Here is a 15868-nt window from a genome sequence, read left to right on the forward strand (position 1 = left end):
GGAAGCTAGTAGGAGGCAATACATGAGAAAAATTAAATCCGTATTGGTTGCCAACCGTGGAGAAATTGCGATCCGCGTGTTCCGTGCATGTAATGAAATGGGGATTAAAACTGTAGCCATTTACTCTAAAGAGGATACATTATCCTTACACCGTAACCAAGCCGATGAAGCCTATCTCGTAGGGGACGGTAAAAAACCAGTTGACGCATATCTTGATATTGAAGATATCATCCGTATTGCAAAAGAACATGACATCGATGCTATCCATCCAGGTTATGGCTTTTTATCTGAAAATGAAGGCTTTGCTCGTCGTTGTGAAGAAGAAGGAATTATCTTTATCGGGCCTAAAATCAAGCATTTGAATATGTTTGGTGATAAAGTAAATGCTCGTGAGCAAGCTAAATTAGCAAAAATTCCGATGATCCCAGGTTCTGATGGAGCTTTAAAAGATTATACTCAACTAGAAGAATTTGCTGATACACATGGGTTTCCATTGATGATTAAAGCCGTTAATGGCGGCGGCGGTCGTGGTATGCGTGAAGTTCATCATAAAGAAGATCTTAGAGATGCATATGATCGTGCTAAGTCTGAAGCAAAAGCTGCGTTTGGTGATGATGATGTATATGTAGAAAAACTTATTGTAGAGCCTAAACATATTGAAGTTCAAATCTTAGGTGATGAACATGGCAATGTAGTTCATTTGCATGAACGTGATTGCTCTGTTCAACGTCGTCACCAAAAAGTAGTTGAAATGGCGCCAGCTTTTGCGTTGTCCTTAGAAACTCGTAAAGCTGTATGTGATGCTGCCGTTAAAATAATGAAAAATGTTGGCTATGTGAATGCAGGTACTGTAGAATTTTTGGTAACTGCTGACGGTAGCTTCTACTTCATTGAAGTTAATCCACGTATTCAAGTAGAGCATACTGTAACAGAAATGATTACAGATATTGACATTGTTCATGCTCAAATTAGAATCGCTGAAGGCTTTAGCTTACATAGTCCTGAAGTAGGTATTCCTGAGCAAGATAAAGTTCCTTGTAAGGGCACTGCTATCCAATGTCGTATTACCACAGAAGATCCTAAAAACAACTTCATGCCTGATACCGGTAAAATCTTGGCATACCGTAGCTCCGGTGGTTTTGGTATCCGTCTTGACTCTGGTAATGCATTTACTGGTGCCGTTGTAACACCTTACTATGACTCCTTGCTTGTGAAAGCGACAGCATTTGGTCCTAACAACGAAGAAACTATTCGTAAAATGCTTCGTTGCTTGAAAGAATTCCGTATTCGGGGTGTAAAAACAAATATTCACTTCTTGATTAATGTATTGGAACATCCTGAATTCCAAAGTGGTTCTTACAATGTAAACTTCATTGAAGAGCATCCTGAATTATTCGAATTGAAACCAGATCGTGACCGTGGTACTAAATTATTACGTTACATTGCTGATGTTACAATTAATGGCTATTCTGGTGCAGGGGTTCAAGAGGTTCCTGACTTTGAACCGATTCAAATGCCATCTACTTTGGATGTAAGTCCAGCATCTGGTACAAAACAAAAATTTGATGAACTTGGACCAGATAAATTCAGTAAATGGTTATCGGAACAAAAACAAGTATTCTTCACTGATACCACTTGGCGTGATGCCCATCAATCCTTGTTTGCTACACGTCTTCGTACAATCGATATGGCTCGCGTAGCTGGTCATGCTGCAAAAGGTGTACCTAACTTATTCTCCTTAGAATGTTGGGGGGGGGCTACTTTTGACGTATCATACCGATTCTTACATGAAGATCCGTGGGAGCGTTTGCGCATGTTCCGTCGTGAAGTGCCAAATACATTGCTTCAAATGCTTCTTCGTGGTGCAAATGCCGTAGGTTACACATCGTATCCAGACAACGTAGTTCGTCAATTCATTCAACGGGCTGCTGCTAATGGTATTGATGTATTCCGCGTATTTGATAGCTTGAATAGTCTTGATAATATGCATGTTGCTATCGATGAAGTGCGTGCACAAAATAAAATAGCTGAAGTTGCATTGTGCTATACTGGCGATATCCTTGATGGTGCTCGTACAAAATACAACTTGGACTATTATGTAAATATGGCAAAAGAGCTTGAAAAAGCTGGTGCCAATATTATTGCCATTAAAGATATGGCCGGCCTTTTAAAACCACAAGCTTCTTATAACTTGGTATCTGCCTTGAAAGATGCTGTCTCTGTTCCAATTCACTTGCATACTCATGAAGGCTCCGGTAACTCTATATATACATATGGCCGCGCTGTAGATGCTGGTGTTGATGTAATCGACTTAGCATACTCAGCATTTGCTAATGGTACTTCTCAACCTAGTATGAATTCCATGTACTATGCGTTGTCCGGTCATGAACGTCAACCAGAAATGAACATTGATTACATGGAAGAAATGTCTCATTATTTTGGTAGTATCAGACCATATTACAAAGGTGTAGATAAAGCAGAAGCATATCCTAATACTGAAGTATATCAACATGAAATGCCAGGTGGACAATACTCTAACTTGCAACAACAAGCTAAAATGGTAGGGCTTGGTGATCGTTGGACAGATATTAAGAAAATGTACCACCAAGTAAACATGATGTTTGGTGATATCATTAAAGTTACACCATCCTCTAAAGTGGTAGGGGATATGACATTGTACATGGTACAAAACAACTTAACTGAAAAAGATATCTACGAAAAAGGCGATGTATTGGATTTCCCTCAATCCGTAGTTGAATTCTTTGAAGGACGTCTTGGTACTCCATATCAAGGCTTCCCTGAAAAATTACAAAAAATCATCTTGAAAGGTGCTCGCCCAATCACAGTTCGCCCTGGTGCTGTATTACCTCCAACAGATTTTGAACATATTCGTCATGAATTAAGCGAAATGGGAGCCCAAACAACTGATGAAGATATTAGTGCATATTGCTTGTATCCTAAGGTTTACCAAGATTACAATAAATTTGTAAAAGACTTTGGCGATGTATCTGTATTAGATACTCCAACATTCTTCTTTGGTATGAAACGGGGCGAAGAAATTCAAGTAACCATTGAAAAAGGTAAAACACTGATTATCAAGATGAATGGTTTCTCTGAACCTGATGAAGATGGTAACCGCATCGTATTGTTCGAGTTTAATGGTCAACCTCGTAGCATTAAGGTTCATGATAAACATGCTAAGACAACTGGTGTTGTTCGTCGCAAAGCGGATGAATCTAACCCTGGTGAAATTGGTGCTACATTGTCTGGTTCCGTTGTTAAGATCCTTATTAAGAATGGTCAATCTGTAACTAAAGGTGAACCATTGATCGTTACAGAAGCGATGAAAATGGAAACAACAATTACAGCTCCTATCGATGGTATCGTAGAAGAAATTCTTGTACGTGAAGGTAGCCGTATCGAATCTGGTGACTGCTTGCTTCGTATTGAAGATGCTTTAAAACGATAAACTAACAATCATTTAAAATTAAAAATATTATTTCTCAAATATTTCATAAAATGAAAAATGGAAGAATAATGGAAGAATCCCTAGGAAATCCTAGGGATTCTTTGTATTTTCAAGGGTTTCATGGTACTATATAATATAGAGAAAATGGGCGTATTATGCGTTATTTTAGAATGATTAGTAGAAAAGGAGTAGTAACAGATGAGATGTCCTTATTGCCAACACACAGACACGAAGGTAACAGACTCTAGAACGACTGATGAAGGTAATAGTATTCGCCGTCGCCGTGAATGTATCAATTGTGGCCGTCGCTTTACTACCTATGAAATTATAGAAGAAGTACCACTAATGGTATTGAAGAAAAATGGACGACGTGAATTATTTGACCGCGGTAAGCTACTAAATGGGTTATTGCGCTCTTGTGATAAGCGTACAGTTCCTATGTCCGTGATGGAGCAAGTAGTTAATGATGTAGAGCGTGACATTCGAAATGAAATTAACCAAGAGGTTACAACTGATCGAATTGGTGAGCTCGTGTTACAACAACTTAAAGATATAGATCAAGTTGCATATGTTCGTTTTGCCAGTGTATATCGTAAGTTTGATAATATTGATAGCTTTATGGAAGAGTTAAAGGCTCTGAAGAAGTTAGACGCTAAAAAGCCGAAACGCAAACCTGTCGTAGAAGAATAATTGATTTTGTATTACTGATTGGTTATACATAGTTTTGAAATTAACGATGTGTGAGGCTTTATGATAGATTTACATTGTGATACGATGATGCAATTGCTAGATCATCCTGATAGTGGTGATTTATTTCGTAATACTTGGAAAATTGATATAGAAAAATTACAAAAGGCTCACAGCAAGATACAAGACTTTGCGCTCTTTATTAATATGGGTGAGACGAATGACCCTTATGGTCGCTATGAAGAGATGCGTAATTTGTGTGTATCACAAATTCATCACTATGGAGAGCACATACAACATGTGCTCTCTTATCAAGATGTAGAGTCTGTATACAAGACTGGTAAGATTGGGGCACTTATGTCTATTGAGGAAGGTGGCGTACTAGGTGGCGATTTAAATAAACTTAAACAAGCTTACCAAGATGGAGTCAGACTTATAACGCTAACATGGAACTATCCAAATGGACTTGGCGAGCCACATTGTGGTGAGCAACATAAAAAATTGACATCTAAAGGTGTTGAATTTGTAGAAGCTATGCAAGAGTTAGGGATAATTGTTGATTGCTCTCATCTTAACGATGCTGGTACAGAGCAACTAGGAGATATTTTAGATGTTCCTTTTATAGCATCTCATTCAAATGCACGGGAATTACGGTCTCATACGCGAAATTTGCCAGATAATCTTATTAGACTTATCGCTAATAAGGGAGGTATTATAGGACTTAATTTTGCACAGAATTTTCTCGGCACATCGCCAATTAGTCGCATTGAAGATATTGTTAAACATGGTCTATATCTCATCGACAAGGGCGGTGAAGATGTAGTGGCATTAGGAACTGATTTTGATGGGATTCCACCCGACACAGAGATTGCAGATATGTCTCAAATGAGTCGTCTTTATGATGCATTTAAAGAGGCAGGCTTATCTGTGGAACAGTGTGAAAAGTTATTCTGGAAAAATGCAGATAGACTACTAAAGGAGATTTTATAATGACTGATTTAAATCCAATCATTGCAGATCATTTTACAGAGCATCTTGAAGTGTTTGGTAAAACGATGGAACATATGGATACCATTCAAGAAATCGGATATCGCTGTAAAGCGGCTTTAGAAAATGGTAATAAAATTTTGTTCTGTGGTAATGGTGGCTCTGCGGCGGACTCTCAACATTTAGCAGCTGAATTGATTTGTCGCTTTAAAAAGGAACGGCGCTCTCTTGCAGGCATTGCATTAACTACTGATACATCTGCATTAACAGCTATTGCGAATGACTATGATTTTGAATCTGTTTTTGCACGTCAAGTAGAGGGCTTAGGCCGTACAGGTGATGTTCTCATCGGTATTTCTACATCTGGTAACTCCAAGAATGTTGTAAAAGCTGTAGAAATGGCCCGTTCTATCGGTATGCATACCATTGCTTTCACTGGGGAAGGCGGTGGCAAACTAGCCGAACTATGTGATATTACGCTGGCTATTCCCAGTAATGTGACAGCGCGCATTCAAGAAATGCATATCTTAGCTGGCCACATTATGTGCGAAATTATTGAAGAAGACTATTAACCGATAGGTTTTTACTCATAGATACACATTGTTTCAATTAAAAATTTATTTAAATTAGGAACATATGTAATTTTGATAAGGAATAGGTGGATTATGATAAATACTACCATTAGTCAGTTTTTAACAAAGCAACTGCCAAACTTGAAGATTGCCGTTGTAGGCGATGTAATGGTAGATCGTTATGTTTTTGGTGATGTAAGTCGTATTTCTCCAGAAGCACCGGTTCCTGTAAACCGCGTGTCCAAGATGAAAGAGGTCCTTGGTGGAGCTGGTAATGTTGCATCTAATCTGTCTAATTTAGACTGTAAAGTATATCTTGGTGCACTAGCAGGTAATGACGACCATGGCCATTTATTAAAAAATTTACTTGATACTGATAAAATCGATACGACTGGTTTAATCACTAGTGATGACCGCTCTACTATTACTAAGATGCGCATATTAGGTGATCGTCAACAGATGATGCGCCTTGATTTTGAAACGATTACAAATTTAACCAATCAAGAAGAGCAACAATTGTCTGTTTGGTTGGAAAATCTATGTAAAGCGGGGATTGATGGTATTGTCGTATCTGACTATGGTAAAGGCGTTTGTACACCTACCTTATTGAAGACAATCTTTGGTTTGGCTAAGGAATATAGTGTGCAAACTATCGTAGATCCTAAGGGGGCAGACTGGTCTAAATACAATGGTGCTACATGTATTACACCGAATGTGAAAGAACTCGGTGAATGTGTAGGCCGTACATTAGAAAATGATGATGCTACTATTGTAGAGGCTGCTAAGTCTGTACTTGCTACTGTAGATTTAGACTATATTGTGGCTACTCGATCTGCTAAGGGTATTACGGTTATTGCAAAGGATGGCCGCACATGGCATAATCCCGCTACTCAACAAGAGGTGTTTGATGTGAGTGGTGCAGGAGATACCGTTGTATCCATGATGATGACCTGTCTTGCAAGTGGTTTATCGATGCGTTTAGCCTTACATATCGCCAATGGTGCAGCAGGTATCGTAGTATCTAAGGTTGGTACGTATCCAATACATCGTTCTGAGTTATTAGACTTATGGCATTCCTATAAACATAGTATTCAATCTAAGCCATTATATACGAAGGAAGAGATGAAAGAACTCGTTTCACAATGGCAAAGCAAAGGTGAAACTGTAGTGTTTACAAATGGTTGTTTTGACATTCTTCACCGTGGACATATCACGTATTTACAAGAAGCTGCGCAGCTAGGTGATCATTTAATCATTGGATTAAATTCTGATGTATCTGTTCGACGTTTAAAAGGAGAAACACGGCCCATCGTAAGTGAAGCGGATAGAGCGGCCTTGTTGAGTGCGTTGCAATGTATTGATGGTGTAGTACTATTTGAAGAGGATACACCGGCTGAATTACTAGCGTACTTACGTCCCAATACTCTTGTTAAGGGTGGAGATTACAAAATAGAAGATATTATTGGACGCGAGTCCGTTGACAATGTAGAGGTTCTTTCATTTAAAGAAGGTTACTCTACATCAGATATTGTAGGGAAAATAGCTACTATGGCTAAGGAGGGCAAATTATGATTATCGTAACAGGTGGTGCTGGTTTTATTGGCAGTAATATTGTGAAAGCACTGAATGATCGTGGCCGTACAGATATTCTCATCGTAGATGATCTTACAGATGGTCGTAAGATTCGCAATATTCAAAATCTAGAATTTCTAGATTACATCGATTGTGATGATTTTGATTGTGCTATTGCTGATGGTACATTCGACGTTGGCCCTATTGAAGTCGTATTCCATGAAGGTGCTTGTGCAGACACAATGGAATATAATGGTAAATACATGATGAAGAACAACTATGAAGGTTCTAAAAATCTATTCCATTATTGCCAAGATCGTCGTATTCCATTCATCTATGCCTCCTCTGCATCTACCTATGGTAATGGTACATATGGTTTCGTAGAAAAAACGGAAGCTGAAGAAGCACTTAACCCATATGCGTATTCTAAATTGTTATTCGACCGTTATGTACGCAAATATGAAGGTGAATATACTGCGCAAGTTGTTGGGCTACGTTACTTTAATGTATATGGTCCTAATGAAGCCCATAAAGATAAAATGGCTTCTTTAGTACGTCAAATGTTCTACAAAAATAAAGAAACAGGTATTATTAATCTCTTTGAAGGTACAGATGGCTACGAAGATGGTGGTCAAACACGTGACTTTATCTATGTAAAAGACGTAGTTAATGTAAACTTCTATTTCTGGGAGCATCCTGAAATCTCTGGTACTTTTAACTGTGGTACAGGTAATGCTCATAGCTTTAACCAATTCATGCAAGCTGTTATCGACTACAATGGTCAAGGCAAAATTGAATATGTGCCATTCCCAGAGGTGTTAAAGGGTAAATACCAAAGCTTTACAGAGGCTGATACTACTAAATTGTTAGCCGCTGGCTATGACAAAGGGTTCCATAAAATGGAAGATGCCGTTAAAGAATATTGTGAACTATTAGATAATAACGAAGGGTATTTACGCTAATGCGCAAGGTATTATTTTTAGATCGCGATGGTGTTATTAATAAGGATGTTAGTTATCTATACAAAATCAGCGATTTAGAGTGGGTAGATGGTGCAAAAGAGGCCCTTGCTTATGCTCATAGTAAGGGCTATGATCTCATTGTCGTGACAAATCAGAGTGGTGTAGCTCGTGGTTATTATAAAGAATCTGATGTTCAGATTTTACATGACTATATGGCTCATGAACTAGATCGCAGTGGAGCACCGATTTTACATTTCTATTATTGCCCACATCATAAAGAAGGTATTGTTCCTCTCTATGCAGTAGAATGTGAATGTAGAAAGCCTAAACCTGGCATGATTAAGCAAGCTATTAAGGATTATGATGTAAATATATCAGATAGTTTTCTTATCGGTGATAGTCAGCGTGATGTTGATGCAGCTGAGGCTGCTGGCATTAAGGGGTACCTATTTAAAGGCTCTAATCTATTGGATTTCATTAAAACAATAATTTAATCATTTATTCCATTTAGTTTATTTCGGAAGAATATATTTGGGTTTGTTGTGTTGTATTTGGGGAGGCTTTATGAAAGATTACAAGAATATACTCATCATCAAGATGAGTTCCTTAGGTGATGTAATTCACGCATTGCCTACCTTGTACGCTGTGCGCAAGAATTGGCCTAATGCGCGTATTACATGGGCTATTCATGAGCAATTCGCTAGCCTCTTACCTGGTACACCATGGGTTGATGACGTGATTATCATTGACAAAAAACAACTAAAGAAGCCTACGTATTTATATCAATTGCGCAAGGAGCTACATAGTCGTCATTTTGATATGACCTTAGACCTTCAATGCATCGCGAAAAGTGCTATTGTTTCTTTATTATCTGGTGCCCCTGAAAAATATGGCTACTGGGAGCTTCGTGAGGGCAGTAATCTTGTTAATAAAGCATTAGTAGGTGAGCATAAATACGACCATGTTATCGAACGGTATCTTGATACTGTACGTGTACTTGGTGGTGAGGTAGAGGAGATTGAATTTCCTATGCCAGCTTACGTTGAGGCTGAGAAATCCATAAAACAAAAGTTGAAATGCCATGGTGTAGATGATGAATATATTGTAGTTGTACCAGGGGCACGATGGATTGTTAAGGAGTGGCCACTTCTAAATTTTGGAGAACTTTGTATTCGTTTATGTGAATCTGGTAAGAAGGTTGTTATTGCCGGTGCTCCTGATGATGTAGATAAAGGTGCTTTCATAGAAAATTATGTAAAACATAAGAATCTCATCAATTTAGTGGGATCTACAACCATGCCTGAACTCATTGAGTTGATTCGTCATTGTCAGATTTTTATTAGTGCCGATACGGGACCATTGCATATTGCAAATGCTTTGAAGCGTCCTTTGATTGCCATGTTTGGTACAACATCACCTAAGCGTACAGGTCCTTATGGTGGTAGTCATGTACATCTCATTATTTCACCTACTTCTAAGGCTACACCTGAGCAACCACTAGTAGATGATCCAGATTGTATGGCACAAATTCCTGTAGACGCGGTATGGTCAGTGTATGAACAAGTACTTGGAAAGGAACTATAATGGAACTAGATTATAAGCGCATTGTGGTAACCTTTTTAATGCATTTAGGCGATGTTATATTAACGACTCCGTTTTTAGAAGTGCTTCGCAAAGCGGCTCCTCATAGTCATATTACGTATGTAATAGATGAAAAATTACAACAAGTAATGGAATATAATCCAAATATTGATGAACTTATTGTTGTAGATAAAAAAGGGCGCCATAATAGCATCTCAGGTCTCAATGAAGTGGCTCGTGAAATCAATGCTAAGGGAAAACCTGACATTGTCATTAATTTGCATCCTAATGAGCGTACTTCATATTTAGCATGGAAGATTCATGCACCTATTACAACTGGTATGAGCCATTTCCTCTTTAGACCATTCATGACAAAGTATACGCGCTTAGATCGTAAAACTCGTCATGCTGCGGATATGTACATTAATGTACTAGAGCAATTAGGTGTAACAGATACTTCTAACTCTGGTTTACATATTGAAATCTGTGAAGAATGGCGTCGTCAGGCTCGAGAGTTTTATTCTAGTCATGGATTAACTGATACTGATATACTCATTGGATTTAATATCGGTAGCGCCGTTCCTGAGAAACGTTGGCCAGCTGAACGATTTGCGCATGTAGCAGATTACTTTGGTCGTTTAGGTTATAAGACGGTTTTCTTTGGCGGACCTATGGACCTTGAAATGGTGCAGCCTGTAGTAGAACAAATGGAAACAAAGCCTATTGTGGCTACCGGAAAATTCCAGTTAGGTCCTTTGGCAGCGGCTATGAGCCGTTGTAATCTATTAATTACTAATGACTCTGGACCAATGCATGTAGGAATCAGTCAAGGTGTGCCAATTGTGGCACTGTATGGTCCATCAAATCCATTCTTTTATGGACCTTATCAAGCTCATGCTATCGTTTTAGAAACGATGGATTCTTATGAGATTGGTAAAAGCATGAAAAAAATTATTAAAGAAGGAAATTATAAAGGTTTATCTGTAATTTCTGAAGAACAGGTTATTAAAGCAGCGGAAACATTGCTTTTAGAATCGAAATAAACGTATGAACTATATTGTATTTGATTTAGAATGGAACCAACCCTATAGCAATGACATTAGCTTTATGAAGCGCACAAAAATGCCGTTGACAGGGGAAATCATTCAAATCGGAGCGGTAAAACTGAATGAAAAGATGGACATTATAGATCATTTTACGATGTTCATCAAACCTCAATATCTGCCACGGATGCATAAACATGTGCGCGAGTTGACAGGGATAACCACCCATGAGCTCAATCATGGTGTGCCATTCAAGACGGCTATGCAGTACTTTCAAAAATGGTGTGGTGATGAATATATGCTGCTTTCTTGGGGATCAGACGATATTCTTATCCTTCGAGAAAATCTTATGCTTCATAAGATGAAAGCATTATCTTATGATCAATGGGTAGATGCGCAAATGATTTATTCTTATCAACGCTATGGAACAAGTCAACAGTATTCTGTGGCGCATGCTATGGAGGATCTCAATATATCGACGGAGCATTTATCTGCTCATAATGCCTTGCATGATGCAGTTTTTACAGCTCACATTTGTCAGACTTTAGATATTGCACAAGGAATTCTGCATTATGATCTAATTCGCAAGGAAAGTAGTAATCCTTTCCTATATCCTCCTATTCTTACCTTTTTTATGTATGAAAATTTTTCTGAGAAAAAACGTATTGTTCATGATAGAAGAGTACGTATGTCCTTCTGTCCGTACTGTCAAACACGTTTAGAAACGACAAGACCTGAACGATTACAAGGGGATAAGCACCTAGCCATTGGAGTATGTCCTAAACATGGCGATTTTGCGGTGCAACTTAAAGTTGGAAAGTATACGATTAAGTCCGGCAGTAGTAAATTCTATGTTACTAAGGTACTGACCCATTGTACGGATGAAATTCGTTCTCTATATACTCAGAAGTCTGAAATCAATCGCGAAAAAGAGCGAAAATATTTAGAGTATCGTAAGGCGGAACAAGAAAAAGTCCGCCAAAAATAGTTATGTAAATTCAAGTTCGTTTTCTGAACTGTACTATATATTAGGATATGAACTTTTAGAAAGGATAGATTATGGAACGTAAATATGCATGGCATAATTATGATGATGCCACTATGGAAAAGGTATATGCTTTAAGTGATACATATCGTCAATTTTTAGATAATGGTAAAACAGAACGTGAATGCGTTGTGCAAGCTGTAGAATTTGCAGAAGCAAAGGGCTATGTAAATCTAAATGACATTATTAAAAGCAATACGTCAATTAAAGCTGGTGATAAGATTTATTACACACATATGGATAAATCTATTGCTTTATTTAATATTGGTACTGATGATATTGAATTGGGTATGAATATTTTAGGTGCTCATATTGATTCTCCACGCATCGATGTAAAGCAAAATCCACAATATGAGGATAGTAATTTAGTATTTTGGGATACTCATTACTATGGAGGTATTAAAAAATATCATTGGGTAGCTATGCCTCTTGCTATTCATGGTGTTGTGGTAAAAACAGATGGCACTCGCATTAATATCAACATTGGTGATAAAGAAACAGATCCTGTGTTTTGCATAACTGACTTGTTACCTCATTTGGGACAAGAACAAATGCAAAAGAATGCAGCTAAAGTAATTGAAGGGGAAGCTCTTGATTTACTCATCGGTAGCCGTCCAGTTAAAGACGAAGAAAAAGAAGGGGTTACTAAATTTATTAATAGCCTTCTTGAAAAAGAGTATGGATTTATTGAACGTGACTTATTGTCTGCAGAATTAGAAATTGTACCAGCTGGTAAAGCACGTGATATGGGTTTTGATCGTTCTATGGTAATGGCGTATGGCCAAGATGACCGTGTGTGCGCTTACACATCCTTGGTAGCAATGCTTGAAGTGGATAATGTAAAGCGTACTACTTGTTGTTTACTTGTAGATAAAGAGGAAATTGGTTCTGTAGGTGCTACAGGCATGCAATCACGCTTCTTTGAAAATGCAGTAGCTGAAATTTTAACACTTATGGGTAAACCTAACTCTGTAAGCGTACGCCGTACATTGGAGAAATCTCGTATGTTGTCCTCCGATGTAAGTGCAGGCTATGATCCGCTTTATGCATCGGCGTATGAAAAGAAAAATGCTTCTTACCTTGGTATGGGTGTAGTATTCAATAAATTTACTGGCTCTCGTGGTAAAGCTGGTTCTAACGATGCTAATGCTGAGTACATGGGCTTTATCCGTCGTGTCATGGAATCTAACAATGTAACATACCAAACAGCAGAGCTTGGTAAGGTTGATTTAGGTGGTGGTGGCACCATTGCGTACATCATGGCTCTTTATGGTATGAATGTCATCGACTGTGGTGTAGCCGTTCTTAGCATGCATGCTCCTTGGGAGGTTACATCTAAGGCTGATATTTACGAGGCTAAACAATGCTATGTGGCGTTCTTAAATGCAGCTGATGAATCAATCTAAGATAATGGGGCTTTCACCAATGGTAAAAGTCCATTCTATGTGAGGTGTATATGAAGCAAACAGAATTAGGAGCAGCTATAGAGTCTGCGAAAGGAGAGGCTACAGAGGTCAAGACTGTAAAGGTAGATATTTTTGACATCCCTGAAACGAAGGTTGAAGAATATATTGCTAATCGTGAAGAGGTAGCAGAAGCAGCAGCGCAGGTTATGAAATCATACTGTGTTACCGTAAAACGTGAAACCTTAGATCCCGAAGAAGGGGAAGCAGTGGTTGGTTACTATATAACGGGTGAAATTCTAATGTGCGTCATCTTGGATCCATTTGAAGTGCCTGTTATGAAGGTAGCTCTCGACAAAGGGACTCTTAAGGACTATATTTTAGCAGCTAATGATTTAACAGAAGACATGTTAGCGTCTCTTGAAAAGTAAAAGGATTTCGTATCTTAATGTGTTCTATAAATGGACAAATGTAAAATACTTTAACCTGCTACATTGATGTAGTAAAGAAATTTGTTTATAATAGATGTATTATAATCATTGCAGATAGGAAGGAAATCCCCATGAACTTGAAAAAAGGTATTGCCCTAGCGCTCACGGCGGCAGCATTGTTGGCGTTTACAGGCTGTGGCTCAAATGGAACTACATCGAATGGTGAATACAAAGTTGGTGTTGTACAGCTGGTAGAACATCCTGCACTAGATGCGGCAAATAAGGGCTTTGTTGATGCGCTAAAAGAAAAAGGTTTGGCAGAAAAGATTACTTTTGATCAACAAAATGCGCAAGCTGATCAATCTAATTTGAATAGTATTGCGCAGCGTTTCGTATCCGATCGGAAAAACTTGATTTTAGCAATAGCTACGCCAGCGGCTCAATCCATGGCAAATGCAACTCATGATATTCCAATTTTAGGTACAGCTATTACTGATTATGAGGCAGCTAAACTTGTTAAATCTAATCAAAAGCCTGGTGGTAATGTGTCTGGTACATCCGACATGAATCCAGTAGAGCAACAAGTAGATTTGATTTTACAAGTAATGCCGAATGCGAAAACAATTGGCACCATTTATAGCTCTAGCGAGGTAAATTCTCAAATTCAAGTGGAGAAGATGAAAGCTTATGCAACTACAAAAGGCATTAAAGTTGAAGAAGTTACAGTTTCCAATGTAAACGATATTCAACAAGCGGCACAAAATCTAGTATCTCAACGTGTGGATGCAGTTTATGTGCCAACAGATAATGTGGTAGCTTCTGCGATGAGCAATCTTGTAGCTATTACCGATCCAGCAAAAATTCCTGTGTTTGGCGGTGAAGATAACCACGTAAAAGGTGGGGCAGTTATGTCCTTGTCTGTAGATTACTACAAACTTGGTTACCAGACTGGTTTGATGGCAGCTAAAATTCTAACTGGTGAAGCTAAAGTTGAAGATATGCCTATCGAAATGCAGAAAGAATTTAAATTAGTTGTGGGAAAAGATAAATTAGAAAAATTGGGCATCACCTTACCAGAGGATTTGATGAACAAGGCGACTATGATTTAATACATATCTGGTAAGGAGTTATACATGAACTGGAAAAAAAGTATTGCAGTGGCACTTAGTGCCATCGCTGTTATGGCAATGGTAGCAGGTTGTGGTTCCAATACCGCAACTAATGACCAAAAGAAAATTGGTGTTATTCAATTAGTAGAACATCCATCTCTTGATGCTGCTAATAAAGGTTTCGTAGATGGTTTAGCAGCTAAAGGATATAAGGATGGTCAAAACATTAAAATTGACCAACAAAATGCACAGGCCGATCAATCTAATCTAAATAGTATTGCACAACGTTTCGTGTCTGATAAAAAAGATATAGTATTAGCTATTGCAACGCCTGCGGCTCAGACGATGGCAAATGCTTCTCATGACATGCCAATCATGGGTACAGCTATTACAGATTACGTGACAGCTAAACTCGTTCAATCTAACGAACACCCTGGTGGTAATGTATCTGGTACATCTGATATGACACCTGTTGAAAAAGAGGTTGATCTTATCATAGCATTAGTACCGAATGTAAAGCGTATTGGTGCCATTTATACATCCTCTGAAATCAACTCCCAATTGCAAGTTGAAAAAATGAAAGCGTATGCTGCTACAAAAGGTATTACTGTTGTAGAGGCAACTGTTTCCAATGTAAATGATATCCAACAAGCCGCTACCAATCTTGTGAACCAAGATGTACAAGCTATCTATACGCCAACAGATAATGTATTGGCATCTGCTATGGCTAACTTAGCACAAATTACAGATGCTGCTAAAATTCCAGTATTTGCTGCCGATGAAGGTATGACAATGACTGGTGGTGTAGCAACTTATTCTGTTGATTACTATCAATTGGGTTATCAAACAGGTTTAATGGCTGCTAAAGTTCTTGCAGGAGAAGCAAAAATTGCAGACTTAGCTATTGAGACACAAAAAGAGATTAAGTTAACTGTTAACGAAGAACGTGCTAAAAAATTAGGTATTACGATTCCTGAAGTTCTTCGTAAAGATATGAAACAATAGAG

Annotated in this window: 14 protein-coding genes; all 14 read left to right on the plus strand. The window is 38.3% G+C overall.

All coding sequences use genetic code 11. The features are described 5' to 3' along the window. The first annotated feature begins 22 nt into the window (after positions 1–22). The 14 genes from E7K77_RS00710 (at position 23) to E7K77_RS00775 (ending at position 15866) form a co-directional block, all read left to right on the plus strand. Entirely contained in the window at positions 23–3469 is a 3447-nt protein-coding gene (locus E7K77_RS00710; RefSeq protein WP_325305843.1) for a pyruvate carboxylase, read from the plus strand. 198 nt (positions 3470–3667) lie between these two features. Beyond that, positions 3668–4159 carry a transcriptional regulator NrdR gene (nrdR, locus tag E7K77_RS00715; protein WP_004692976.1) on the plus strand — a complete coding sequence of 164 codons (492 nt, stop codon included), beginning with the start codon at positions 3668–3670 and terminating at the stop codon, positions 4157–4159. Between the two features lie 60 nt (positions 4160–4219). Continuing rightward, positions 4220–5146, plus strand: coding sequence for a dipeptidase (locus tag E7K77_RS00720; protein ID WP_325305844.1), 927 nt, complete (start codon positions 4220–4222; stop codon positions 5144–5146). Further along, complete coding sequence (gene gmhA, locus E7K77_RS00725) at positions 5146–5715, plus strand: D-sedoheptulose 7-phosphate isomerase (protein ID WP_325305846.1); 570 nt, start codon at positions 5146–5148, stop codon at positions 5713–5715. Before E7K77_RS00720 ends, gmhA begins: the two co-directional genes overlap by 1 nt. Positions 5716–5808: 93 nt before the next feature. After that, positions 5809–7287, plus strand: coding sequence for a D-glycero-beta-D-manno-heptose-7-phosphate kinase (gene rfaE1 / locus E7K77_RS00730; RefSeq protein ID WP_325305848.1), 1479 nt, complete (start codon positions 5809–5811; stop codon positions 7285–7287). Further along, positions 7284–8249, plus strand: coding sequence for an ADP-glyceromanno-heptose 6-epimerase (gene rfaD, locus E7K77_RS00735; protein WP_060918813.1), 966 nt, complete (start codon positions 7284–7286; stop codon positions 8247–8249). The genes rfaE1 and rfaD overlap by 4 nt, the downstream gene beginning before the upstream one ends. Further along, the gene (locus tag E7K77_RS00740; RefSeq protein ID WP_004692981.1) at positions 8249–8743 is read left to right on the plus strand and encodes a D-glycero-alpha-D-manno-heptose-1,7-bisphosphate 7-phosphatase; all 495 of its coding nucleotides are present in this window, start codon (positions 8249–8251) and stop codon (positions 8741–8743) included. Before rfaD ends, E7K77_RS00740 begins: the two co-directional genes overlap by 1 nt. A 70-nt stretch (positions 8744–8813) precedes the next feature. After that, positions 8814–9833, plus strand: coding sequence for a glycosyltransferase family 9 protein (locus E7K77_RS00745; RefSeq protein ID WP_004692982.1), 1020 nt, complete (start codon positions 8814–8816; stop codon positions 9831–9833). Beyond that, positions 9833–10873, plus strand: a complete 1041-nt coding sequence (locus E7K77_RS00750) for a glycosyltransferase family 9 protein (protein ID WP_004692983.1) — start codon at positions 9833–9835, stop codon at positions 10871–10873. Before E7K77_RS00745 ends, E7K77_RS00750 begins: the two co-directional genes overlap by 1 nt. A 4-nt stretch (positions 10874–10877) precedes the next feature. Continuing rightward, the gene (locus E7K77_RS00755) at positions 10878–11861 is read left to right on the plus strand and encodes a 3'-5' exonuclease (RefSeq protein WP_077708351.1); all 984 of its coding nucleotides are present in this window, start codon (positions 10878–10880) and stop codon (positions 11859–11861) included. A 71-nt stretch (positions 11862–11932) separates the two neighbouring features. After that, the gene (locus tag E7K77_RS00760; RefSeq protein ID WP_227065350.1) at positions 11933–13324 is read left to right on the plus strand and encodes an aminopeptidase; all 1392 of its coding nucleotides are present in this window, start codon (positions 11933–11935) and stop codon (positions 13322–13324) included. 50 nt (positions 13325–13374) lie between these two features. Continuing rightward, positions 13375–13752, plus strand: coding sequence for a hypothetical protein (locus E7K77_RS00765; RefSeq protein WP_024061486.1), 378 nt, complete (start codon positions 13375–13377; stop codon positions 13750–13752). A gap of 131 nt (positions 13753–13883) precedes the next feature. After that, positions 13884–14861: an ABC transporter substrate-binding protein gene (locus tag E7K77_RS00770; RefSeq protein WP_325305858.1), complete on the plus strand. Its 978-nt coding sequence runs from the start codon at positions 13884–13886 to the stop codon at positions 14859–14861. Between the two features lie 24 nt (positions 14862–14885). Then, the gene (locus E7K77_RS00775; protein ID WP_227065349.1) at positions 14886–15866 is read left to right on the plus strand and encodes an ABC transporter substrate-binding protein; all 981 of its coding nucleotides are present in this window, start codon (positions 14886–14888) and stop codon (positions 15864–15866) included. Positions 15867–15868 lie beyond the last annotated feature (2 nt).

Source organism: Veillonella parvula (genome assembly GCF_032577575.1).
Lineage (GTDB): Bacteria > Bacillota > Negativicutes > Veillonellales > Veillonellaceae > Veillonella.